This is a genomic window from Pseudomonas sp. KH_027 (assembly GCF_057838565.1).
This window is the reverse complement of the sequence record NZ_CM174470.1, coordinates 3,457,436-3,478,127: the sequence shown is the minus strand read 5'-3', so window position 1 is coordinate 3,478,127 and position 20,692 is coordinate 3,457,436. Positions and strand designations below refer to the sequence as shown.

The 20,692-nt window shown below is 59.9% G+C and carries 22 protein-coding genes; 9 read left to right on the top strand and 13 right to left on the bottom strand.

Annotation, left to right across the window (positions count from 1 at the left end; genetic code table 11):
• Positions 1 to 20: 20 nt before the first annotated feature.
• The 4 genes from AC3IYG_RS16305 to AC3IYG_RS16290 all read right to left on the bottom strand — a co-directional run bounded on the left by AC3IYG_RS16305 (position 21) and on the right by AC3IYG_RS16290 (position 2,382).
• Complete coding sequence (locus tag AC3IYG_RS16305) at positions 21 to 545, bottom strand: hypothetical protein (RefSeq protein ID WP_489310126.1); 525 nt, start codon at positions 543 to 545, stop codon at positions 21 to 23.
• Between the two features lie 81 nt (positions 546 to 626).
• On the bottom strand, positions 627 to 1,007 hold the full coding sequence (locus tag AC3IYG_RS16300) for a hypothetical protein (protein ID WP_489310124.1): 381 nt from the start codon (positions 1,005 to 1,007) through the stop codon (positions 627 to 629).
• A 148-nt stretch (positions 1,008 to 1,155) separates the two neighbouring features.
• Positions 1,156 to 1,668 (bottom strand): peptide-methionine (R)-S-oxide reductase MsrB, encoded by a 513-nt coding sequence (gene msrB, locus AC3IYG_RS16295; RefSeq protein ID WP_489310122.1) that lies wholly within the window; start codon positions 1,666 to 1,668, stop codon positions 1,156 to 1,158.
• 309 nt (positions 1,669 to 1,977) lie between these two features.
• On the bottom strand, positions 1,978 to 2,382 hold the full coding sequence (locus tag AC3IYG_RS16290; protein ID WP_489310120.1) for a GNAT family N-acetyltransferase: 405 nt from the start codon (positions 2,380 to 2,382) through the stop codon (positions 1,978 to 1,980).
• Positions 2,383 to 2,593: 211 nt separating this feature from the next.
• Between AC3IYG_RS16290 and AC3IYG_RS16285 the strand changes: the two genes are divergently transcribed.
• A complete protein-coding gene (locus AC3IYG_RS16285; protein ID WP_489310118.1) occupies positions 2,594 to 3,469 on the top strand; it encodes a crotonase/enoyl-CoA hydratase family protein in 876 nt (291 codons plus the stop codon).
• Positions 3,470 to 3,527: 58 nt separating this feature from the next.
• On the opposite strand, the gene AC3IYG_RS16280 is transcribed toward AC3IYG_RS16285, so the two are convergent.
• From AC3IYG_RS16280 to AC3IYG_RS16270, 3 genes are all read right to left on the bottom strand, one after another.
• On the bottom strand, positions 3,528 to 3,941 hold the full coding sequence (locus AC3IYG_RS16280; protein WP_489310116.1) for a DUF3010 family protein: 414 nt from the start codon (positions 3,939 to 3,941) through the stop codon (positions 3,528 to 3,530).
• A gap of 43 nt (positions 3,942 to 3,984) precedes the next feature.
• Entirely contained in the window at positions 3,985 to 4,245 is a 261-nt protein-coding gene (locus tag AC3IYG_RS16275; protein WP_489310114.1) for a hypothetical protein, read from the bottom strand.
• A 137-nt stretch (positions 4,246 to 4,382) separates the two neighbouring features.
• Positions 4,383 to 5,084, bottom strand: coding sequence for a YebC/PmpR family DNA-binding transcriptional regulator (locus AC3IYG_RS16270; RefSeq protein ID WP_489310112.1), 702 nt, complete (start codon positions 5,082 to 5,084; stop codon positions 4,383 to 4,385).
• 329 nt (positions 5,085 to 5,413) lie between these two features.
• Here AC3IYG_RS16270 and AC3IYG_RS16265 point away from each other — a divergent pair, with 329 nt between their 5' ends.
• The 6 genes from AC3IYG_RS16265 to AC3IYG_RS16240 all read left to right on the top strand — a co-directional run bounded on the left by AC3IYG_RS16265 (position 5,414) and on the right by AC3IYG_RS16240 (position 12,271).
• On the top strand, positions 5,414 to 6,208 hold the full coding sequence (locus tag AC3IYG_RS16265; RefSeq protein ID WP_489310110.1) for a PP2C family protein-serine/threonine phosphatase: 795 nt from the start codon (positions 5,414 to 5,416) through the stop codon (positions 6,206 to 6,208).
• 24 nt (positions 6,209 to 6,232) lie between these two features.
• The gene (locus AC3IYG_RS16260) at positions 6,233 to 7,777 is read left to right on the top strand and encodes a serine/threonine-protein kinase (protein ID WP_489310108.1); all 1,545 of its coding nucleotides are present in this window, start codon (positions 6,233 to 6,235) and stop codon (positions 7,775 to 7,777) included.
• 93 nt (positions 7,778 to 7,870) lie between these two features.
• Positions 7,871 to 8,737, top strand: coding sequence for an FHA domain-containing protein (locus tag AC3IYG_RS16255; RefSeq protein ID WP_489310106.1), 867 nt, complete (start codon positions 7,871 to 7,873; stop codon positions 8,735 to 8,737).
• Positions 8,738 to 8,967: 230 nt separating this feature from the next.
• The gene (locus AC3IYG_RS16250) at positions 8,968 to 9,345 is read left to right on the top strand and encodes a phage infection protein (RefSeq protein ID WP_489310104.1); all 378 of its coding nucleotides are present in this window, start codon (positions 8,968 to 8,970) and stop codon (positions 9,343 to 9,345) included.
• Positions 9,346 to 9,468: 123 nt separating this feature from the next.
• Positions 9,469 to 10,800, top strand: coding sequence for an IS4 family transposase (locus AC3IYG_RS16245; protein WP_489309617.1), 1,332 nt, complete (start codon positions 9,469 to 9,471; stop codon positions 10,798 to 10,800).
• A gap of 568 nt (positions 10,801 to 11,368) precedes the next feature.
• Positions 11,369 to 12,271 (top strand): universal stress protein, encoded by a 903-nt coding sequence (locus AC3IYG_RS16240; RefSeq protein WP_489310102.1) that lies wholly within the window; start codon positions 11,369 to 11,371, stop codon positions 12,269 to 12,271.
• A gap of 150 nt (positions 12,272 to 12,421) precedes the next feature.
• On the opposite strand, the gene AC3IYG_RS16235 is transcribed toward AC3IYG_RS16240, so the two are convergent.
• The 3 genes from AC3IYG_RS16235 to AC3IYG_RS16225 form a co-directional block, all read right to left on the bottom strand.
• Positions 12,422 to 14,176: an N-acyl-D-amino-acid deacylase family protein gene (locus tag AC3IYG_RS16235; protein ID WP_489310100.1), complete on the bottom strand. Its 1,755-nt coding sequence runs from the start codon at positions 14,174 to 14,176 to the stop codon at positions 12,422 to 12,424.
• Positions 14,177 to 14,318: 142 nt separating this feature from the next.
• On the bottom strand, positions 14,319 to 14,696 hold the full coding sequence (locus AC3IYG_RS16230) for a DUF2025 family protein (RefSeq protein ID WP_489310098.1): 378 nt from the start codon (positions 14,694 to 14,696) through the stop codon (positions 14,319 to 14,321).
• Between the two features lie 445 nt (positions 14,697 to 15,141).
• Positions 15,142 to 15,423: a peptidylprolyl isomerase gene (locus AC3IYG_RS16225; RefSeq protein ID WP_489310096.1), complete on the bottom strand. Its 282-nt coding sequence runs from the start codon at positions 15,421 to 15,423 to the stop codon at positions 15,142 to 15,144.
• A 320-nt stretch (positions 15,424 to 15,743) separates the two neighbouring features.
• Between AC3IYG_RS16225 and AC3IYG_RS16220 the strand changes: the two genes are divergently transcribed.
• Both AC3IYG_RS16220 and AC3IYG_RS16215 read left to right on the top strand, forming a co-directional pair.
• On the top strand, positions 15,744 to 16,085 hold the full coding sequence (locus tag AC3IYG_RS16220) for a hypothetical protein (protein ID WP_489310095.1): 342 nt from the start codon (positions 15,744 to 15,746) through the stop codon (positions 16,083 to 16,085).
• Between the two features lie 360 nt (positions 16,086 to 16,445).
• Entirely contained in the window at positions 16,446 to 17,207 is a 762-nt protein-coding gene (locus tag AC3IYG_RS16215) for a CAP domain-containing protein (protein ID WP_489310093.1), read from the top strand.
• 46 nt (positions 17,208 to 17,253) lie between these two features.
• Here the strand turns inward: AC3IYG_RS16215 and AC3IYG_RS16210 are convergent, their stop codons facing one another.
• From AC3IYG_RS16210 to AC3IYG_RS16200, 3 genes are all read right to left on the bottom strand, one after another.
• Positions 17,254 to 17,874, bottom strand: a complete 621-nt coding sequence (locus AC3IYG_RS16210; RefSeq protein ID WP_489310091.1) for a cysteine hydrolase family protein — start codon at positions 17,872 to 17,874, stop codon at positions 17,254 to 17,256.
• Positions 17,875 to 18,087: 213 nt separating this feature from the next.
• Positions 18,088 to 18,453, bottom strand: coding sequence for a SpoIIAA family protein (locus tag AC3IYG_RS16205; protein WP_489310089.1), 366 nt, complete (start codon positions 18,451 to 18,453; stop codon positions 18,088 to 18,090).
• A 669-nt stretch (positions 18,454 to 19,122) separates the two neighbouring features.
• Entirely contained in the window at positions 19,123 to 20,676 is a 1,554-nt protein-coding gene (locus AC3IYG_RS16200) for an ATP-dependent nuclease (RefSeq protein WP_489310087.1), read from the bottom strand.
• Positions 20,677 to 20,692 lie beyond the last annotated feature (16 nt).

The window sequence follows — 20,692 nt, the reverse complement described above, 5'->3', positions numbered from 1 at the left end:
GTGCAACCCGGGCGATGCACTTACTCTTCGGCCGGTGGAGCGTTTTGCACTTGCGCGGGGTCGACCAATTGCGTAACCACACTCAGCGCTTTCTCGAACGAGGGATAACCGCTTTTAGCCACATCCAGTTCGGCATAGGCCGCTCGATACTGTTCGGCTTTCAGTGGATCGCGGGTGTCGATCAGGTAGGGCTCTGCATGGATTTTGTAAAGCAGGGCAATCGCATAGGGATGGTCGTGTTTGGCGGAGCGTTCCAGTAAGGCCAGTACCTCGGCGGCCTGCGGGCCTTCACGGATCAGCAGCGCCGCCTGGTAGAACTCGACTTCGCCTTTGTCGTCCAACGCTGCTGAGCGCTTGAGCAGGGCGCTGGCCAGTTCGTAATCCTCGAGCTGGCCGCTGGCGATGAGGATCTTGGCCTGCAGCATGTCGTTTTGGTAGAGCAATTGCTCATCGCGGCAGCGGCTGCCACTCAGGGGTTGGTCGCAGGCCAGCGAAGTACAACCGCCGAGGACGAGCAATAAGCCGAATACCATCCAGTTTTTCATCGTCGCTCGGTCCTGTTTAGCTCGACCTGCTGAACAGTCGATGCTGTTTTGGCGTGTGCCGCACCGGCGGTTGCGTCAACTCTAGCGCTGCACGAACTCGGCAAAGCGCACGCCTGTGCCGCTTGGGCGCACGTCCTGGTACAGCGAGTCCTTGTCGGCGGACAGCTCCAGGCTGAGGGTGGCTTTGCGCTCGCCTTTGTTGCGGGTCACCAGGCCATCTTCATGGGTGCGGAAATACAGTGTCGGTACGCGCAGATGGTGCAGTTCATCGGTGATGTGGTTGTGCAGCAACAGGTGGACGAACTCGTACTGGCCGATTTTCAGGCGACTGACGGGGATGTCGAACCACCAGATTTTCTTGTTCAGGTTGATCGTCGCGAAATGCGTGTTGTTGACGCCAAGCACCGCTGAGCCGAGTTGCAGATTACGGCGAGCGATGGCTGCCTTTTTGTCGATTTTCATAGCATTCCTAACACACTGACAATTTGGGTCTGTAACGTTGGCCGTCTGCTGGCGCAGCGCCCTGATTGCTCAGTGTAACAGCCAGCAATGGCTTGCGAGCGCCGCCAGGTGCGAGGTGGGGGCGCAAACGTGCTGGCGCTGAGGTTGCTCAGCCCCGTAGTGCCGGTGCGGTTTCGTCCTTTGGGATGAAACGCAGGGCCACGCCGTTGTTGCACCAGCGCTCGCCGCGCGGTGGTGGGCCGTCATTGAACAGGTGCCCCTGATGCCCGCCGCAGCGCACGCAGTGGTATTCAGTGCGAGGGTAGAGCAGCTTGAAATCGCGACTGAAGGCCGTATGGCCGGCAATGTCCTGGGTGAAGCTGGGCCAGCCGGTGCCACTGTTGAATTTGTGCCGGCTGTCGAACAACGGCAAATAGCACGCGGCGCAGATGAAGGTGCCGTCGCGGTGTTCATTATTCAGCGGGCTGCTGCCCGGCGGTTCGGTGTCCTCTTCGAACAGCACCGCGTAGGCGGCGGCTGAGACCAGCTCGCGCCAGGTGTCGTGGGGTTTGTCGAGGGGGATCACGCTGGCTTCGGCGGCCCTTGCGGGGTGGGAAAGCACGCCGAGCAGTGGCAACGAGGAGAGGAGGGCAAGTTTCTGAAGCAGGGTGCGTCGGTTCATGAATGACTCCTGCAAGCGGGCACAGACAGTAGACTGCCATCGCGTTGCGATGTTACGTGCGGGGGCATGCGCTAAGCGACGGCGGCGCAGTGCTTTGGTGGCCGGGGCGTGCAGTGTGTGCCCGAGGTTTTCACGTTCGTCCGGATCGTCACTGCTGGAGTAGTGCCGGTTCATTGCACACCTCCCATCTCTTAGCGGACTCCTCCGGGGTCCCGATGCCCTGTCCTGCCGGTCGCGATGAAATGAGAGGGGACCCGCGAAATTGCTGGCGGCCAGCAAGACAGGTCGCGATTGTCGCTGTTTGGCCGGCTAGCGGGCCAACGCCAGCAAGGATTTGCTCTGGCTATAGCGCGCCAGCCGGTCGGCCAGCGCTTCGGGCAACGCCGGGCAGGGCTGGAAACCCAGACGCTGGTAAAAGGCCGCAAGCTCGGGGTGACAGAACAGCCAGATCGGCCCGGGGGTTTGTGCCAGTGCATGCTCGATCAACCGGCTGGCGATGTTCCGCCGCCGCTCGGCAGGCGCCACGAACAGCCCGGTCAACCAATGGCCGTGATCAACCGGCTGGAGGCAGAGGGCGGCGATGATCTCGCTGTGCCTGGCGACCCAGAGCTGTTCGGCACTTCCCGCACGCATGGGTGAATGATGGGCGCGGTAGAACTTGTCGAGCAGCGGCCGCATCAACTGGGGCAGAGGGGCGTACTGGATGGCAGTCATTGCGAAGGGAAACTCATGGGCTTGGGCGCGGCACAATTAAATCACTCCAGCGGCTTTCGCGCTCGGCTGACACCTGTTCGCCCGCGCGGGCATGCAAACCATTGCGCGCTCAGGCGCCAGCCCTTGGCGTAAATGCCGTAGTGATCGCGCCCTTAATGCCCGGGTATTGGGCATGATAAGGCTCCTGTCCCCCAGCGATAACGGAGCGAGCATGTCCTACAGCACTATCAGTTATCAGGTAAGCGAGCAGATCCTGACCCTTACCCTCAATCGCCCAGAGCAGTTGAATGCCTTCACCGTGCAGATGGCCCACGAGTTGATCGCGGCGTTCGAGCGTGCCAGCGAAGACGACGAGGTGCGCGCCATTGTGGTGACAGGTGCCGGCCGGGCCTTTTGTGCCGGGATGGATTTGTCGGTGGCGGGCAATGTGTTCGGCCTCAACGAGCAACTCGCGCCAACCCTGGCGGATATGCAACAGCGCCTGGATGACCCCGAGATTCGCGATGGGGTGCGCGATACCGGTGGCCGCGTCACCTTGGCGATTTATGACTGCAAGAAACCGGTGATTGCCGCCATCAACGGTGCAGCCGTGGGGATCGGTGCCAGCATGACCTGCGCCATGGACATCCGCCTGGCGTCGGAAAATGCGCGGATCGGCTTTGTCTTCAACAAGATCGGCATCGTTCCGGAAGCCTGCTCCAGTTGGTTCCTGCCGCGAATTGTCGGTATCTCCCAGGCGCTGGAGTGGGTTTACAGCGGCGATATCCTCAAGGCCGAGGAGGCACTGCAGGGGCGTTTCGTCAAAGCCGTGGTGCCCGCCGAGCAACTGCTCGAAGAGGCCTACAAGATTGCCCGGCGGATTGCCCAGCACAACCCGGTGGCCATCGCCTTGACCCGGCAGATGATGTACCGCAACTCGGCCCAGACGCATCCGCTGGAAGCGCACAAGGTCGACTCCCTGGCGATGTTCTATACCAGCCTGGGTGGCGGCAAGGAGGGGGTGCAGTCGTTCCTGGGGAAGCGCCCCGCGGCGTATACCGAGAAGGCTTCCAGCGACATGCCGGCCTTCTATCCCTGGTGGGAATGACGGCGGTCCGAGCCGCGCAACTGATGCCGGTTTTGCCCGTACTGGCCGACGAGTGAGGCTATTCCAGCCCCTCGTAGGCGATGTCATAGGCCTTGCCGAGGTCGACGGTCGCGGGCTTTTGCAGCTTGCTGTCGCCTGCGCGGCGGTCGGTGGCTTTCAGCGTCTGCGGGTGGGCGAACGAAACCGCCGCCGGGGAGGTCGCCAGCAGCACGCCTTCGAGCAGAAAGGTGCCCGCACCGCCCGCGCCCTGGCCGGCAGTGGCGCGGCGGTTGATCACCAGCCTGTCGACCTTATGGGCCAGGCAGTGAGCGCTGAAGGCTTGCGCGAAGAGTGCCACGTCTTCCTGGGTCGGGTTCTTCGGCAACTGCAGCTTGTTGAACTTCTCGGCGACGAGCCGGTGTGCTGCGCGGCTGCCCTCGAGTGTGACAATGCGTGCTTCATTGGCCTTCAACAGCATGCCGGTGACTATCATTGCGTTTCCACTTCCTGGCTGTGCGGTGGCTGAATTGCCGTGATCAGCGCTTGCCCATCGAGCGCCGGGTGCCATTCGGTGCGCGGCCGGGGGTTTTATCGTGGCTGGACTGGTTACCTTTCTGGTACCAGGGCTGGTCTTTGGTTTTGGCGTTGGCGAATGCCGCCGGCGAAAACGGGAAGGTAAAAGCCGGAACAGCCTCGGATTTTTCCGTATCCACCGTCACTGGCGTGCTTGCTTGCACTTCGCTCGGTTGCGCTGGGCTGGCCGTGGTTTGAGCGGGCGAAGTTTTGGTCGAAGTCATGAGAAGTCCGGGACGTATTAAAAAAGGGTGAGGGCGCGTTCAAGCCGCGCAGTATACCTACGCGGCCTGGCGCCCATCTGCACGCATCGGCTGGGCGGTCGGGCGATAAACCGGTGCTCTATTCGCCGTTGCTGCTATCAGCCGGCCAGGCCGACATAGACGTTCTGTACATCGTCGTGGTTGTCGAGGGCATCGAGGAAGGCTTCGACTTCTTCCATTTCCGCATCGCTCAGCGAGGTCACCGGATTTTTCGGCCGGTAGCCCAGGGTGGCCGAGTTGACGGTAAAACCCTGCTCCGGCAGGGCGCGGCATACGGCGTCGAGGTCGGTCAACTCGGTGATGAACAGCGTGTTGCCTTCATCGGACGGCTCAAAATCCTGGGCGCCGGCTTCGATGGCCGCCAGTTCCGGGTCGGCATCGCCTTCCGGTGCGGCTTCGATCAGGCCGACATGGTCGAAATCCCAGGTTACCGAACCGGCAGCGCCCATCTGACCCTTGCGGAACAGCACGCGGATTTCCGCCACGGTGCGGTTGATGTTGTCGGTCAGGCATTCGATGATCACCGGTACCTGATGCGGCGCAAAGCCTTCATAGGTGGCGCGCTCGAAGGTCACGGTGTCGCCCAGCAGGCCGGCGCCTTTCTTGATTGCACGCTCAAGGGTGTCCTTGGGCATCGAGGCTTTTTTCGCCTGATGGATGGCCAGACGCAGCTTGGCGTTCAAGTCCGGGTCGGCGCCGTTGCGTGCGGCAATCATGATTTCTTTCACCAACCGGCCAAAGATTTTGCCTCTGGCGTTGGCCGCGGCTTCTCTAGGTTTGGCTTTCCACTGTGCGCCCATGGGTGTTCTCTTGATCTGTGCGGATGGAGGGTCGTAGCGTTTGCGATCAGGGACTTTGGCGGATACTGACCGGCAAAACCCAGACCTGCGAAATAAGGTTGTCGATTTTAGTCGCTCCACGGCGCGCTCGCACCCCTCAAATTCCCCGGTCCGGGTTGAAATTGACGCCAGCCAAGCCTCGACTGCTTAACACTTTACGCGCAAATTCGCGCGCAACGGTGACAGCGCCGAGCGGCGGTCGCATCATTCAAGGTAGATGCAACAACCAGCGACGCTGGATGCGTGCGGTTTACCTGCCAGCGGCAGTACCAAAGGTCATATAAGACACTATGCCAATGACGCTCACCAATGAATCCCTGGGGTACGCGGCGCAGTCAGTCGTCGGCCGGGTTCGCGAGCACAACGAAGACGCTGTGCTCTGCTGCCCCGAGCTGAACCTGTGGGCGCTCGCCGATGGTATGGGTGGCCATGAGCGTGGCGAGGTGGCGAGTGCCATCGCGCTGCAAACCCTGCAGCAAGCGACTGCGGGCGGTGCGCAGCTGGTCGCGGCCGTCCACGCGGCGAATGCCGCCATACTTGCGGCGGCGGAGCCGGACGCCGATGGGCGCGGCATGGGCACCACCCTGGTCGCCGTCACGTTTACCGGTGCCGATTTCCAGCTGGCGTGGGTCGGCGACAGCCGCGCCTACCGTGTCGGTGCCGAGTGCATCAGCCAACTGAGCCACGACCACAGCTGGGTGCAGGCAATGGTCGATGCTGGCGAGCTGAGTGCGGAGCAGGCGCGCTGCCATCCACGGCGCAACGTCATCACCCAGTGTCTCGGGCGCGACGAGCAGACGCTGGACGTCGGCCTGGTACAAGGCACGCTGGCGTCGGATGAGTTGCTGCTGCTGTGCAGCGACGGGCTGACCGGCGAGTTGAGCGACCCGCAGATCCAGCAGCTTTGTGCCACAGCCAGTACACTCGACGCGCTGGTGACGGAGCTGATCGAACTGGCCAACCAACAGGGCGGCAAGGACAATATCTCCTGCATCGTGCTCGGCCATGCGGTACAGGAACCGCCGATCGTCGAACCCCGATCGCGCAGTTTTCTCAGCAAACTGCTGAACCCCCGAAAGCATTAATCACTCGACGCACACTGACTCCCTATGAATGACAGCTTGCTTGAAATACCCGGCTACAGCGTGCATGGCCGGCTGGGTAAGGGCGGGATGGCCGAGGTCTACCTCGCGACCCAGGATTCGCTGCACCGCAAGGTGGCGATCAAGGTTCTGCTCAGCGCCGATGACGAGGCGTTCAGCAAACGCTTCATCCGGGAGGGGCATATGGTCGCCTCCCTGCATCACCCCTCGATCATCACCATCCACGACATCGACCAGTTGGCAGATGGCCGTTACTACCTGGCCATGGAGTTTGTCGCCGGCGGCGACCTGGCCCAGCACAAGGGCGAGGTGTTCGAGCCGCCGCGCGCCCTGGCTGTCGTCCGGCAGATCGCCAGCGGGCTTGCCGTGGTGCATGACAAAGGCATGGTGCACCGCGATATCAAACCCGCCAACATCCTCTTTCGGGACGACGGCACGGCGGTGATCACCGATTTCGGCATCGCCAAACAGCTGGAGCTGGACAGCGAGCTCACCCACTTCAACATCGCCGTCGGCAGCCCGGCCTACAGCAGCCCGGAGCAGGCGCAATGCGAGCCGCTGGATGCGCGCAGTGACATCTACAGCCTGGGGGTGATCCTGCTGGAAATGCTCACCGGGGCGAATCCCTATCGCGGCTCCAGCTACACCCAGACCGTGATGAACCATGTGCAGATGGAGCTGCCCAGCCTGCCGGCGCACCTGAGCCAATACCAGAACCTGCTGGCACGGATGCTGGCCAAGGACCCCGACGAGCGCTTCGCCGACTGCAAGGTGCTGCTCGCCAGCCTGGCCGAGTTGAACGAGGTGGAGCTGGACCACACCCGCATCGCCCCGGCGCTGAGCCTGCTGCCGCCCGGCAAGCCGCTGGTCGCGGCCAGCCGACGCAAACCCGCACGCCTGTTGTGGGCCGTGCTCGGGCTGCTGGTGCTGCTCGGCGTTGCGGGTGGAGGTGGCTATTACTACCAGCAACAGATGAAAATCGCCGACTTCCTCGCACGCGGCGAACAGAGCCTCGGCGCAGGCAAGCTGCTTGAGCCGCCGCAGGACAATGCCGACTATTTCTTTCACCAGGCGCTGCTGCTGGATGAGGATAACGCCCTGGCCCAGTCGGGCCTGCAACGGGTGCTCGACGCGCGGATCGCCAACTACCTGCAATTGGCCGAACAGAGCGTTGTCGAGGAGCGCCTGCTGCTGCCCGAGGACAACAGCGCGGTGTTCTACTACCAGCAGGTGCTGGGCTGGGTGCCGGGGCATGAGCAGGCGCTGGCCGGTCTGCAGCGCGTGGCGCAACGCTTTCTTGAGCTGAGCGAAAGTGCTTACGGTCGGCGCGAATATGCTTTGGCTTTGCAGTACATAAAGAGCGGGCTGGAAGCGCAGCCTGACAACGAGGTGCTGCTCAAGCACCTGGATGAACATGATCAGCGTGTACGCAAGGCCCAGGCCGCACGAGCGGCGCGTGCGAAAGCAGCGGCTCGCACTGCCTCAACGTCTGCCCAGGAGGAAAAAAAACCGAACGCGGTCAAACGCTTGTGGAATAAACTCTTCGACTAGTGGCAATTTGATACTGGGTGGTCCTGTGCAGCTTCAAGTGTGAGCACATGTGCTGCTCTGGCCGGGTCAACTTTCTCAGGGTAGATACTGAACATGCTCAGGATTCACTTCACGGACAATCGTCAGGCCCCCATCTGGCTGGTAGATGAACGCTTCACCATCGGCCAGGACAGCCGCAATAACCTGGTGCTGACGGACACCGAGATCAGCCCCTTCCATGCCGAAATCCGCCAGGATCACGGTCTTTACTACCTGACAGATTGCGGCACCCAGGCTGGCACTTTCGTCAACGGTGAACGCATCGGCGCGCGCTACCAACTGCGCTCGGACGACAAGGTGCGGCTCGGTTCGCTGGAGCTGCTGCTGGTCGATCCGGCGAAGAACAAGCCGAAGGCGGTGGCCACTCCGCGCTGGTTCCTGCAGGTGATCAAGGGCGAGCACCAGGGCCACAAGTTCCATGCCACCGGCTCCATGACCTTTGGCCGCTCGGTGAAGTGCGAGCTGTGCTTCAGCGACCTGGAGCTGTCGCGTCGACACTGCGAGTTCTTCCTCAAGGACGATGTGCTGGAGATCAAGGACCTGGCCTCCGCCAATGGCGTGTTCGTCAACCAGCAGAAGGTCAGCACGGCCGTGTTGCAGCCCGGCGACCAGGTGCGCATGGGCTCGGTGACTTTGCTGGTGATTGGGCCCAAGGTCGCGGTGCCCGAGGCCGAAGACGAAGATGCGACCTTGTTCATGCGCGCCATCGACCTGCCCAAGCCTGCCGCACCTAAGCCGGCCACGGCAAAACCGGTCGTCCAGCCCGCCATCGCCAACCCGCTACGGGCGGCGGCCCAAGCCGCGCAAAAGAATGGCGCACCCACCGTGGCGCATAAACCGGCACCGAGCAAAGTGCTGCTGGGGTTGCTGATTGTCGTGGCGGCAACGGCCGTGGCCTTTGCCGCCAAGGCCATGCTTTAGGTCGCGTTGGCGTGCGGTTGGCTGCCCGTCGCGCGCCTGGGCATCCAGCCGTAAGCGGCTCTGTATCGCTCTTCCTGCTCGGAAAGCTCAGTAAGCGATTGATGGATATTGGTTTTATCGTCTATCAATCGCGTCGATGTTCTCTATCGCAAGCGTTCACTTTTTAATCGATTGGCCATCCGTAATATGGGCTCCGTACTCACTTACGCCCCCCACGAGGAGCCACCCAGATGAAAAGCCAAGCCTTCGCCGCACTGATCTTCGCCAGCCTGTCCGCCAGCGTTTTCGCTCTGCCGGCCAGCCAATCCGAGCCGGTTACCGGCGCCGCCAAAGTGATCGCCGAAGGCGGTTCTGATCGCACTGGCAGCCGCATCGCTGAAAGCGGTTCCGACCGCCTGCAAGAACGCTTTCGCATAGCAAGTGAAGGTTCCTTCATGGTGCTGGATCGCGTAGCCGAAGATGGTGCTGACCGTGCCGTGAACCGTGTTGCTGAAGGCGGTTCAGACCGCACCGTGAATCGTGTTGCTGAAGGTGGTGCTGACCGCACCAGTAACCGCATCGCTGAAGGTGGTTCCGACCGTTTGCTGGATGCCCGCCGCGTGGTTTGAACCTGATTGCTTCACCTCCCTGCAAAGCCCGGCACTAGCCGTAATGCTGTTCACTTAAGCATTTGAACGCCAGCCGGGCTTCCCCGAGAATCCGATGCCAGTCTTCCTGGTATCGGATTTTTTATGTCTTTCCAACAGCATCTGCTCGATCTGGGCGAGCTATTCAACTTCTCCGACCTGAGCACCTTCACCCAGAACATCCCAATCGAGTGGGTGGCGTCCGCGCTTGATCTTTCCTCTCAGGCCACCATCCGCCGTCGTCGGCTACCTGCCGATCAGGTGCTCTGGCTGGTGCTAGGCATGGCGCTCTTCCGCGATGAGCCTGTCCATGAGGTGGCCAGGCGTCTAAACATTTGTGCCCAGGGACTGGCTTCGGATTGCTTGCTGGCCAAAAGTGGTGTCACTGAGGCTCGCAAGCGGCTTGGCGCCGAGCCGGTCGAGTGGCTGTTCCGCAAAACTGGCAGCCAATGGGGAGGCGAACGCTATAGCGATGACACCTGGCGGGGGCTGCAGGTTTTTGCCGTGGACGGGGCACTCATGCGCACGCCCGATACGCCTGAACTACGGGACCATTTCGGGTCTGGCAATACCTCCACCGAGCGCCAGACGCCCTTCCCCATGATGCGTCTTGTAGCCTTGATGAATGTGCGCTCCCATTTGATTCTGAATGCCCAGCTGAGCCCCTATCGGCGCAGTGAAATGCGCCTGGCCGATGAGTTTTTGCAACAGATCCCCAACCATTCGGTCACGTTGTTCGATAAAGGCTTCTGGAGTGCTGATTTGCTGCTGAAAGTGGCCACGGCCGGTGACAACCGACACTGGTTGATCCCCGCTCGTCAGGGCCTGATCAGCGAGGAGGTGATCCGTTACGGCAAGCAGGATCGCCTGCTGCGTATGAAGGTTTCACCGCAGGCGAGAAAGCGTAACCCAGACCTACCAACCTACTGGGACGTGCGTGAAGTCAGCTATGCAGTGCAGGGCAAAGTGAAAACCGTCCTGACCTCGCTACCGGCCGACGCCTACAGCGCCGAAGCCGTTGCAGAGCTGTACCAGGAGCGCTGGGAAATTGAACTGGGCTTCAGGGATATCAAAAGCTCCATGCAGCAGAATGCCGCAACCCTGCGCAGCAAGAAGATTGACCTGATCTACCAGGAAGTTTGGGGATTGCTGCTGGCCTACAACATCATTCGTCGGGAGGCGAGTCAGGCGGCGGTAGCGTTTGGACGCACCCCGTCCGATATACGCTTCAAGCCGGCTTGCCAGTACATCGCCGTGCAGCTGATCGTGATGGCCGCTGCCAATCCACTGTCGGCAACAGGTAGACGCTTGTCGGCTTTGCGGGCGGGCATCGGAGGGTTGTTTCTGGATCACCGTCCAAGGCCATCACGACCAAGGACGGTGAAAATTTCCAAGACCCGTTACCCAGTTAACCGCAATGCTGCTCCGCTTAAGTGAACAGCATTACGGCACTAGCCGGGCTTTTTATTGGCTGTGTCGTAGTCAGCCGTTGCAACACGCAGCTCATGGCCAAATTACCCACCTGGGCCGCTCACTGTGCCCTGTGGATCCCCGCGTTCGCGAGGATGACGGTGTAAGGCCAGTGTCTTCGTCAACTGCGTAATCCCCACGAAGGCAGTAATGTTGATCGTTCCCACGCTCCGCCTGGGAATGCAGCCAGTGACGCTGTGCGTCACGCTCTGTTGGGGTATGGGCCGCTACGCGAAGATCTGAATGAGTGGGCGGCAAGCGACTTCGGCAGAGCAATGCCTGGTTCGCCGTCCGTTGTGGCCGCGTCGTCTGGCTCAAGGCATGCGCTGGCGTGCTGCGGGCCTATATTGATAGTGAGCAATCAAGGCATTCGAGGTGTCACGGTCGCCCGATGGCGTAATGGGTTGATTCATATCAATGCGACTGACAGTTGCTCGGTGCATTTTCAGGTACATGTCAGCTGGCTCCCTGACTGACGGGGTTTGCAGTTCATCAGCACAAGGCGCCGGAAAATCCAGAGTGTTGGAGGTGTTTCATGGGCCAATATCAACGACTTTTCCTGATCGCCGACCCGGCCATGCGCCACTCGGCGGCGCTGCAACGGGCGATTGCCCTTGCCGAGGCCACCGGTGCTGCGTTGCACATCGCGGCGTTCATCCAGCCTTTCGATACGATGGGCCTGCTAGCGATGAGCGAGCAGAACCGCGAAAACCAGCTGCGTGAGCACCAACGGTGGCTGAAGGATGAAACCGAGCAGTTGCACGGCAAGGGCCTCAAGGTAACCACTGAGGTGGCCTGGGCGACCGATGCGTTGAAGGAAATCCTTCTGCATGTGGCGGAAATGCGGCCTGACCTGCTGATCAAGGACGTACAGCACCAATCGGCGCTCAAGCGCGCGTTCGTCACTCCGCTGGATTGGCAGTTGTTGCGCGAGTGCCCGGTGCCCGTGCACCTGGTCAGCGACCTGCGCTGCCCGCTGCCCAGCAGGGTGGTCGCGGCCCTGGATCTGTCGTCGGCGGACATGCACAGCAGCGCTCTCAACGACAGCATCATCCAGGCGGCGAACGGCTTGGCCCTGCAATGCAATGCCGAGTTGCACTTGTTGCACGCCTATGACCTGTCGCAGACGCACCTGGCGGACGCGGGGGCTGGCGCGGTGACCTTGCCGGGCTTCGCCGACGACCTGCGCCGTTCGCTGCACAAGTCATTTACCGCACTGGCCGTGCGCTACGGTGTGCCGGCTGAGCGTCAGCATTTCATCATGGGCTCGCCGACCAAGGTCATGATCGGTTTCGCCGCCCATAACCAGGCCGATGTAATCGTGATGGGATGTGTGCACCGCAAGGGCTTGGACAAGCTGGTTGGCAGCACCACCGAGCATGTCCTGCACCAGGTGCCCAGCAGCATTCTGGCGGTCAAGGCGCTGCCTGCGGATTGACTCGTCCAGTACCCTGCGTGGCATTGCAGCCTGTAACTGGCAACCCCTGCGAGCCGTCCGCCGGGGTTGCGAGGCGCGTTGCGCTCGTTCCCATGCGCCGTGTGGGAATGCTGCCCCTGACGCTCCGTGTCATGGGTTATTCCTCGCTGCTCAGCCGGCAGCGCCAACGCCAGCACGCAAAAACTGGCCGAAGCCGCGCGTCTGGCCCAGCTCGCTGGCGAACTCGCCATGCTGGAAGGCCACTCGGCCGTTGATCAGCACGCACTCCACCGCCGCGCCGCGATTGACCATGCGTTGCAGGCCGCCGAAGGCTTCCATCGGCGCTTCCTGATAAGTGCCCAGGCTATCGTCGAGCCGTTGCGGGTCGAGCATCACCACATCGGCGCGTTTGCCCACGGCCAATATGCCGGCGTCGATGCCGAACCATTGGCCCAGCTCGCCGGTCAGCCGCCAGATGGCGGTTTCTAGTGGCATAACCGGTTGGCCGCGTTGCTCGGCATCGCGCACCAGTTTCAGCAGGCGCGGGGCGAAGTTGTAGAACGCCATATTGCGGATGTGCGCGCCGGAGTCGGCGAAGCCGATCAGCGTGCTCGGCTCGGCCACCAGCTTTTCCACCACCTCGGGACGATGGTTGGCCAGCACCGTACGCCAGCGCAATAGCGGGCCGTGTTCTACCAGCAGGTCGAGAAACAGGTCGCCAGGGTGCATGGTGCGTCGCTGGGCCAGCTCGCCGATGCTGCGGCCGACCGCGCTGGCGTCCGGGCATTTGACGATCCAGGCGTCGTTGAAGTCGCGGTGCCACACGCGAGGGCCGAAGCGTTTGTCGACATCCTGGCGAAAGCGCTGGCGGTAATCCGGATCGCGAAACAGCTCGCTGCGCAGATCGTGGCTGGCCAGGTGCAGGGCTGCCTGGCCCGAGGGGAATTCCTCGAAGACCACGAACTCCATGCCATCGGCATAGGTTTCAAAGGGCACCGGCAAGGTCTGCCAGCGGAAGTCGGCATTGGTCAGGCGGTTGATCCAGCGCGTCAGCGGGCCGAGGATCTGCGCCAGCCAAGGGTCGGTTTTGACGTCCATCAGGGTGATCAGCGTGGTCTTCAACGCCGGCCGCCACCACCAGCCCATGCTGTCCCACATAAAGGCCAGCACATTGAGCTTGGTCACCAGGTTCGGCGCGCCCTGATGGATGCGCCCGCGACGCCGCAGCACCTTGTTCAGCCGCGCGTATTCGCGCCATGGCGCATAGACCGAGGGCAGGGATTTGGAGCGCTCGCGGTCGCCGTCCAGCTTGTCCCAGGGGTTGGTCATGCTCGACAGGCCCAACAGGCCGGCATCCAGCGCTTCTTCCAGCAGGGTTTCCATGCGCGCAAGCTCCGCCTCGCTCGGCCGCACCTTGGCATCCACTGCGCGCTCAAGGCCGAGCACGGCCACGCGCAGGTCGGAATGGCCGAGAAAGGAGCAGATATTCGGCCCCAGCGGATGGGCGTCGAGAAAGGCGGCGTATTGCGCCGAGCTGTTCCACTGCTTGCGGGCCTGGAGCAGTGGCAGCACATGCTCGCGCGGCACCGATTCGACGCGGGTGAACAGGTCCGAGCAGTCTTCGGCAGCCGACAACACCATGCTGATGGAGCAACTGCCGATGGTCACCGTGGTCACGCCATGGCGCACGGACTCCTTGAGGGCGGGCGCAGCGATCAGTTCGGCGTCGTAGTGGGTGTGGATATCGACAAAGCCCGGCATCACCCAGCGCCCGCTGGCATCGATTACCTGCCCGCAGTGGGTCTCGTCCAGCGGCGCGGCACTGATCGCCGCCACCTTGCCGTCGCGAATACCGACATGCCGAATCGCCCCCGGCGCGCCGCTGCCATCGAAAAACAGCCCGTTCTTGATCAGCACATCGAACATCGCTCACGCCCCTGTTTGTACGATCGTCCAAGCATAGGAGCTGTGCGTCAGGCAAACAGGTGGCATAAGCGAAGAAGGGGCTGTTGATTCGGTCAGGTCAGTCTGGGAGATAGTCAAGCGCAGAGCTTCGCCCATGCAGGGATCAGTGTTGCAGGCCGCTCTTCTTGCACTCGCCCGATTGGCAATTCCCACCGCAACTCGGCTTAAGGCGGCGTTGGGCGCGGATCTCCGGCAGATCCAGGCGGCGCATATAGACGCGCAGTGGTTCGCTGATGTTGAGGCGCTCGTCGATGTTCTGTTCGAGCAGCAGTTGGATGTGTTCACGCTTGAGGCTCATCAACTCGCCTTCGAGCGCCGCCCAGACGAACTCGCAGGTTGGGGTGATGCTGGCTTCCAGTACATCGAGGCCGAAAGAGTCCTCGCTGAAACGAACAATATGCTGGCCTGTCTTGGCATTGAAACCGACAAAACCCTTCAGACGGTCGGCGGCCTCGGAGATGCGGGTGGATGTGATGCTCATGATCAAACTCGTGACTTCAGCGGTGAGGGAGCGGCGCAGGGCGGCGTCCCGTGCGCTCAGCGATGGGTTATACGATGCGGGCTCTCGGCGCGCCTTGTTCTGGATCAATAGCTTGCTGGTTTCATGCTCAAGCGCGCTCATGGCAGCTAGCCATGAGGCGGAGAGCGGCTCTGCTGGGGGCGCTTGGGCACGCTCGGGGATGGCGCCTGGCTGATCGTCAGCGCGTTGGGCCTTGGTCGCATTGCGCTTGGGGGCGCATCTGGCGAGTGCTGCCGGCCACACTCAGCCCGACCAAGCATCGGCCTGGCGGCTTGAACGGTGTTTGGCGTTTATGCGGCTTTGAGGGGGATTGCCGAGGGGCGCGACAGCCCGCGCCTGGGCGGGGAGCCCAGGCTAGGAAAATTCGTCCGTCCCCACGTCGCGCATGGGGACGATCGCAACAGCATCAGTCTTGGCGGCTGGTAACTTCCAGCAGGTGGTAACCGAACTGGGTTTTCACCGGGCCTTGCACGACATTGATCGGGGCGCTGAACACCACGGTGTCGAATTCCTTAACCATCTGGCCTGGGCCGAACGAGCCGAGGTTGCCACCATCGCGGCTGGACGGGCAGGACGAGTTGTCTTTAGCGACCTGAGCAAAGTCAGCGCCACCTTCGATGGCGGTTTTCAGTTCGTTGCACTTGGCTTCGGTGGCAACCAGGATGTGACGGGCAGTGGCTTTGGCCATGGGGGATTACTCCTTTCAATGAAGCTGCGAAGCCTACCGGAATTAGTCGGGTATTCAAGCGTCGGGCGACTTCCGGCCGGGCGCGGCTCTTGGCTTACGGCGGGCGCCCATGTTGATCGTTCCCACGCTTTGCGTGGGAAGGCAGCCACTGACGCTCCGTGTCAGGGAGCACCGCGCGGGCATTGTTTGGCTGGGGGCGGTTTCAATATCGGTTAATTTGGCCAGCATGGAGTTAATGGATCAACGTCCCCTTGTTCGTTGTCTAAAATTGAGCAGAAGGGCATGACAATGCCCAGACGTTCACTTCAGGAGGTCTTGCCATGGCTACCTTGACTATCGAAGGCTGGTGCAAAGGCAGCGGCGATAAAAAGTCCACCCCGCTGGGGAGCATCCATTTTTACGTCAATGGAACCGACCATTTGCGTCTGGAACAGGCTGAAGAACACCTGCAGAAGACCCATGAGCCTGAGGTCCTGCTCGATGTCGATATGAGCACGATGGAATTGGTCACCCCGGAGGCATGCGGCCCCTTATCCGATTGCCAATTGCGCGTCTATTTGAGCCCAAACTACCAACGCGGCCAATTCCATTTGGTCGGGCATCGGGCGAGTGACGGCAGTTTGATCTATACCAACGCGGTTATGATCGATCAGTTGAATTAGTCGCGCACTGTTCAGGAGCAACGCTTTGTTCCCTGAACGAGGCGCCCTATTGCTCCAGGCTCAGGTCTGGAGGTTCCCCGCGAAGGGTTTTCCCGCCCCTTCGCGGCTCTCGGCGTTGCCAGCTTCGTGCCGCTCATACCTACCGGGGCAGCCGCCTGGGCCATCAAGCCACCACCCATGACGTTGATGACACGCACCATGCCCGATACTTCCAATCCAGCTTGCCGCCGCGTGCGTACCAACGGCCTGAACCGCTTAGCATTTCTCGCGATTGCGATAGTTGCGATAGTTGCGATAGTTGCGATAGTTGCGATGCTCGGTGCCGCATCGGCATCCGCGGGTGACAGCGACGAGCTCATCTTGCAGATCAATGATTACCGCGCATCGCCGCAGACCTGCAACGGCAAGCAAACCGAGGCGGTGGGCCTGCTTGTACCTGACGACCGCCTGACCCGTGTGCAGCTGCCTGCCGGTGTGCCATTGCAAGCCGCATTGCAGCAGGTCGGCTATCAACCCGCCTCGGTACGGGTGATTACCTTATCCGGGCCGGGGGATGTGAACGCGGCTATCCAGGGGATCAAACAGCGCTACTGCACCACGCTGCTGGATGTGCAATTCGCAGAGGTCGGTGTACAGCGCAATGCCAACACCTGGCAGGTGGTCCTCGCCCGACCGCTACTGCCCAGTGGCATGCCCGACTGGCAGGCGGCGGGTCGGGACATCCTGCAATTGGTCAATGCCGCCCGCGCCCAACCGCAGCGCTGTGGCAGCCAAGCATTCGACCCGGCACCGGCTTTGAGTTGGAATGAGCAACTTGGCCAAAGCGCCTTGGCCCATAGCCGCGATATGGCCGCTCGCAACTACTTCAGCCACACAGGAAAGGACGGCAGCCTGGCGGGTAAGCGGGCCACGCGTGATGGTTATGGTTGGCAACAGATTGGCGAAAACATCGCCGCCGGGCGGGGCAGCGCAAAACAGACAGTCGCCGGCTGGCTGGCCAGCCCGCCTCACTGCTTCAACATCATGAACCCGGACTTCACCGAAATGGGCGCCGCCTACGCGGTCGACCCGCAGAGCGATGCCGGGATTTATTGGACGCAGGTGTTCGGTCTGCCGCGTTAGGCCGCGGCACCAATCAGCCGGCAGCCCGGCGTGATACTGGCCGCGTTCAGCGCACGGCTGCGATCAGCTCGGCAGTTGTGATGATGCTATGGGCATAAGTCGGCCCATTGATTTCATGGGCTGCCTGCATGGCCTCAGGGCTGAAAGCCGCGGTGGCATCGCGAACCAGGGTTACGTGATAGCCCAACTCAGCGGCGAATTTGCCGGTCGACTCGATACAGGTGTTGGCCAGCATGCCGACTATTACCACCTTCTCGACACCATGCTGCTTGAGCTGAAAGTCGAGATCCGTGTTGGCGAAGCCGCTACCGCCCCAGTGTTCATGCACAACGACATCCCCATCCTGGGGCTGAAAATCCGGGTGCCACTCGCCACCCCAACTGCCCACGGCAAACACCTGCGCGCGACTCGCACCCAACTGGTAAGGGCTCGGGTGCTTCCAGGCCTGGTATTCATCGGGTGTCGCGCGATGGTGCGGTACATAGAAGAGCTGGATGCGAGCCGCACGTATGGCGGCGACAACCTTGCGCAGATTATCGAGCGTGCCGACCTTATCGGCGACCGGCTTGGCCAAGGCGTTCAGCTTGCCGCCTTCGCTGAGGAAGTCATTGTAGGGGTCGATAAGCAACAGGCCGGTGTTTTCGCGGGAGTAAGTGCTGGTGGTCATGGCAGGTACCTCAGGGACTTGAAGGCAAGCAACCTGTGAAGTGATAGCACTGTATTCCACACCTGCAACCATCAAGACCTCGGTCAGTATCCACACCTGACCGATTGCTACTTTGTGATGGAATTGATCGTTCCCCCGCGCAGCAAAGGAACGCAGCCAGTGACGCTCTGCGTCACGGTATCCGTGGGAACGATCAACCCCTTGCACCTAAGGCTAATGCTGCAACCACGCCTCGGCTTCCGCCTCCTGGCCCAAATCGAATGCCTTGATCTGCAGACCCGGAATCAGCGCGCCCTCGACCTCGCTCGCTGTCCTTACCCATTCTTTGCCGGCCACGACTGCCATGCGGTCGAAGCGCCGAACAAACCTGAACAGTTGCGGGATGCGCGACAACTCGACGGCTATTGCGCCCAGCGTCGGAAGCGCGAAATCGCCGACTCGATAGAGCATGCGGCCATGCTCGATGCCTTCGGATTCTTGGCTCAGATCATCAAGTGCGACTCGCATGTCATTGCTGTCGAGCTTTCCGGCAAATTCCACGTCGATGCGGTTTTCGCCGTTTCGCATTACCTGGAACATAGCGATTCCTCCACGGGGGGATGTAATACCCACGATACGCCGCCTGCCACCGGACGTTAACGAAAATCGGCTTTCAGGCTCAAGCGTGCGAGCCGGGCTTGTGCCGCTCTGCGTCAGGGTGTTTTGAAACCGGCGGGTGGACGCTGGAGCGTCGAGGGCTGCGTTCCCACGCGGAGCGTAGGAGCGATCAAAAATCGCCCAATCAACGCGGTCCCCCGGTCCCGTCAGGAGGCCGAGTGGAGGTGCTGTGGAGAGGGGCGTTTGGCATGGATGCCAAACGAGGAACGATGGGCCAGGGATGGCCCTTCATGACGACCCTCGAAACAGTGCCGGAGCGAGGGGAGTTGAGCGCAGCGAGACTCGGATGCCGGGCGCGCTTTCTCTTTGGTTACTTTCTGCGCGTGCAAAGAGATACGGAGCGCAGCGAAGTAACAGCCGCAGGCTGGCCCGAAGGGCGAGCGAAGCGAGTCAAGTGACTCGCCGTAAGGGCGAAACCTGTAGTTGGGGCGCATAAATATGCGGCGGTTTGCCAGCTGCGTTCGGGCCATTTGCTTGTCGAGAATACGATGGGTATCGCTGTGCTCAACCCATCCTACGGCCCTGCCCCTAAAATAATTGTGGTCTGTCCCCGATAACTTTGTCCCCGATAACCTGTTCGCTGTTTCCTCGTTATTTATTTATCAGAGACTTTACGTAATCAGTGATGTTTGAGAGGTCATTTCTGAATAGTTCTGAAATTAATTGTGTTATATATGCCTGTACTTCTGTTTCGGGTATCTGTAAGTGTTCTTGGAATGTGTAGAACAGGCTGTGATGATCTGTTCTTAGTTTTGCTGCTTCAATGATGTCGTTCACGCTGCTGCTGTATGGCAGTTGAAAACGGTCTTTGATTTTTTCTATAGCTTCTGGAGTGCTTTCTATTTTTTCGATAATCCAAGGCTCTGGTGGTGTTGAACCAGGAAGCTTTAGGATGCCTATATTAACTTTGTTTTGTGTCTTATGTTTGTGGTTGTAAGTTTCGTTCTTGGCGTTAACGGTGCTGTACCAGGTTTTTATTTTTTTGAAGGTTACCTCTCCGTCCCAGACTACTAGGGTTTTATGTTTTTCTCCTGATATTGTGTGTGCCCAAGCATGATTTAAAAGTTCTGAGTCTGATCCGGCCGCAATAATTGAAACAGCTTTTCTAAACTCGCTAGGTAGCGTGTTTTGGATTAATTGTTTGCATAGTGGGTCTTCGCAGAATATCTTTAATTCTGGTTGTGCTGATTCTGAAAGTTCACCAAGCGCATATCTAGTGGATACACTGTAGTGTGGTATGTGAGATTTTCCTGTTCTGCTTAGGAGGACCCTGGACTCTCTTGGCAGGTTGTCGATTATGTGTTCGGAGTGGCTTGTGATGATTATTTGGCATTTTTTTTCAAGTGCTATTTCGGGCAGCATTTGTGCAAATTTCTTTTGGGCGCTTGGGTGTAGTCCTGTTTCTAGCTCTTCGATTGCTATTATTGAGTAATCTGGTGCTGAGTAAATTATTGAGAGAAGTTCGAATGCTATGTCTTCGCCGGCCCCCATGTTGAAGCTGGAGTAACTGTTCGTTGTTGAGCATTCGCGAATTTTATATTTCTTGCTGGATTTTTCTTCTGCTGATACGTAATTCATTCCAGTTATTAGCGATAGCCGTTTTCTCCATCTTTCACTTAGCGGGCTACCCTTTGTGGTTGGCGATGAAGAGGAAAAGTGTTGTTTTAGTACATTCTGCTCAAATGCCGGTACACACCTAGATATTCCTATGTACTCGGAGTGGTTCTTGGGTCTTCTTTCGTAGTGCATCCATTTGCTGGTATTTTTCTCTATTTCAAGTTCGTCTGCTGAGCCCTTGTAGTTCCATTTTATGGTTATTCCATTGAGTTTTGGGTCTGAAGGTCCTTTGAAGAAGAAGTCATTAAAGGTGTAGTGCTTTCCGTTCTTTGCAATCCGTGGAACTTTAACTCCATCGCCATGAAATCCAAGCACGCTTAGGGCGAGAACTGTACTTTTTCCTGATCCGTTTCTTCCAGAAATTACTGTAACTGGAGCTTTGAATATTACTTCAAGAGAGGTAATGCCCCTTAGGCCTGTAGGGGAATTACTTTCTATTGAGATGCTTTTTAGGAGATTTTTACTGTTTTCGTTTTCCCACCAATTTTGAGCATCTTTTTCTGCTTTGCTAAGTCTGGTTCCAGGCATGTCTTGTTCCAATAAA

Bases quoted from the DNA above. Each gene is read 5' to 3' on its own strand.
- AC3IYG_RS16305 (WP_489310126.1), bottom strand. From the start codon at position 545: ATGAAAAACTGGATGGTATTCGGCTTATTGCTCGTCCTCGGCGGTTGT.
- AC3IYG_RS16300 (WP_489310124.1), bottom strand. From the start codon at position 1,007: ATGAAAATCGACAAAAAGGCAGCCATCGCTCGCCGTAATCTGCAACTC.
- msrB (WP_489310122.1), bottom strand. From the start codon at position 1,668: ATGAACCGACGCACCCTGCTTCAGAAACTTGCCCTCCTCTCCTCGTTG.
- AC3IYG_RS16290 (WP_489310120.1), bottom strand. From the start codon at position 2,382: ATGACTGCCATCCAGTACGCCCCTCTGCCCCAGTTGATGCGGCCGCTG.
- AC3IYG_RS16285 (WP_489310118.1), top strand. From the start codon at position 2,594: ATGTCCTACAGCACTATCAGTTATCAGGTAAGCGAGCAGATCCTGACC.
- AC3IYG_RS16280 (WP_489310116.1), bottom strand. From the start codon at position 3,941: ATGATAGTCACCGGCATGCTGTTGAAGGCCAATGAAGCACGCATTGTC.
- AC3IYG_RS16275 (WP_489310114.1), bottom strand. From the start codon at position 4,245: ATGACTTCGACCAAAACTTCGCCCGCTCAAACCACGGCCAGCCCAGCG.
- AC3IYG_RS16270 (WP_489310112.1), bottom strand. From the start codon at position 5,084: ATGGGCGCACAGTGGAAAGCCAAACCTAGAGAAGCCGCGGCCAACGCC.
- AC3IYG_RS16265 (WP_489310110.1), top strand. From the start codon at position 5,414: ATGCCAATGACGCTCACCAATGAATCCCTGGGGTACGCGGCGCAGTCA.
- AC3IYG_RS16260 (WP_489310108.1), top strand. From the start codon at position 6,233: ATGAATGACAGCTTGCTTGAAATACCCGGCTACAGCGTGCATGGCCGG.
- AC3IYG_RS16255 (WP_489310106.1), top strand. From the start codon at position 7,871: ATGCTCAGGATTCACTTCACGGACAATCGTCAGGCCCCCATCTGGCTG.
- AC3IYG_RS16250 (WP_489310104.1), top strand. From the start codon at position 8,968: ATGAAAAGCCAAGCCTTCGCCGCACTGATCTTCGCCAGCCTGTCCGCC.
- AC3IYG_RS16245 (WP_489309617.1), top strand. From the start codon at position 9,469: ATGTCTTTCCAACAGCATCTGCTCGATCTGGGCGAGCTATTCAACTTC.
- AC3IYG_RS16240 (WP_489310102.1), top strand. From the start codon at position 11,369: ATGGGCCAATATCAACGACTTTTCCTGATCGCCGACCCGGCCATGCGC.
- AC3IYG_RS16235 (WP_489310100.1), bottom strand. From the start codon at position 14,176: ATGTTCGATGTGCTGATCAAGAACGGGCTGTTTTTCGATGGCAGCGGC.
- AC3IYG_RS16230 (WP_489310098.1), bottom strand. From the start codon at position 14,696: ATGAGCATCACATCCACCCGCATCTCCGAGGCCGCCGACCGTCTGAAG.
- AC3IYG_RS16225 (WP_489310096.1), bottom strand. From the start codon at position 15,423: ATGGCCAAAGCCACTGCCCGTCACATCCTGGTTGCCACCGAAGCCAAG.
- AC3IYG_RS16220 (WP_489310095.1), top strand. From the start codon at position 15,744: ATGGCTACCTTGACTATCGAAGGCTGGTGCAAAGGCAGCGGCGATAAA.
- AC3IYG_RS16210 (WP_489310091.1), bottom strand. From the start codon at position 17,874: ATGACCACCAGCACTTACTCCCGCGAAAACACCGGCCTGTTGCTTATC.
- AC3IYG_RS16205 (WP_489310089.1), bottom strand. From the start codon at position 18,453: ATGTTCCAGGTAATGCGAAACGGCGAAAACCGCATCGACGTGGAATTT.
- AC3IYG_RS16200 (WP_489310087.1), bottom strand. From the start codon at position 20,676: ATGCCTGGAACCAGACTTAGCAAAGCAGAAAAAGATGCTCAAAATTGG.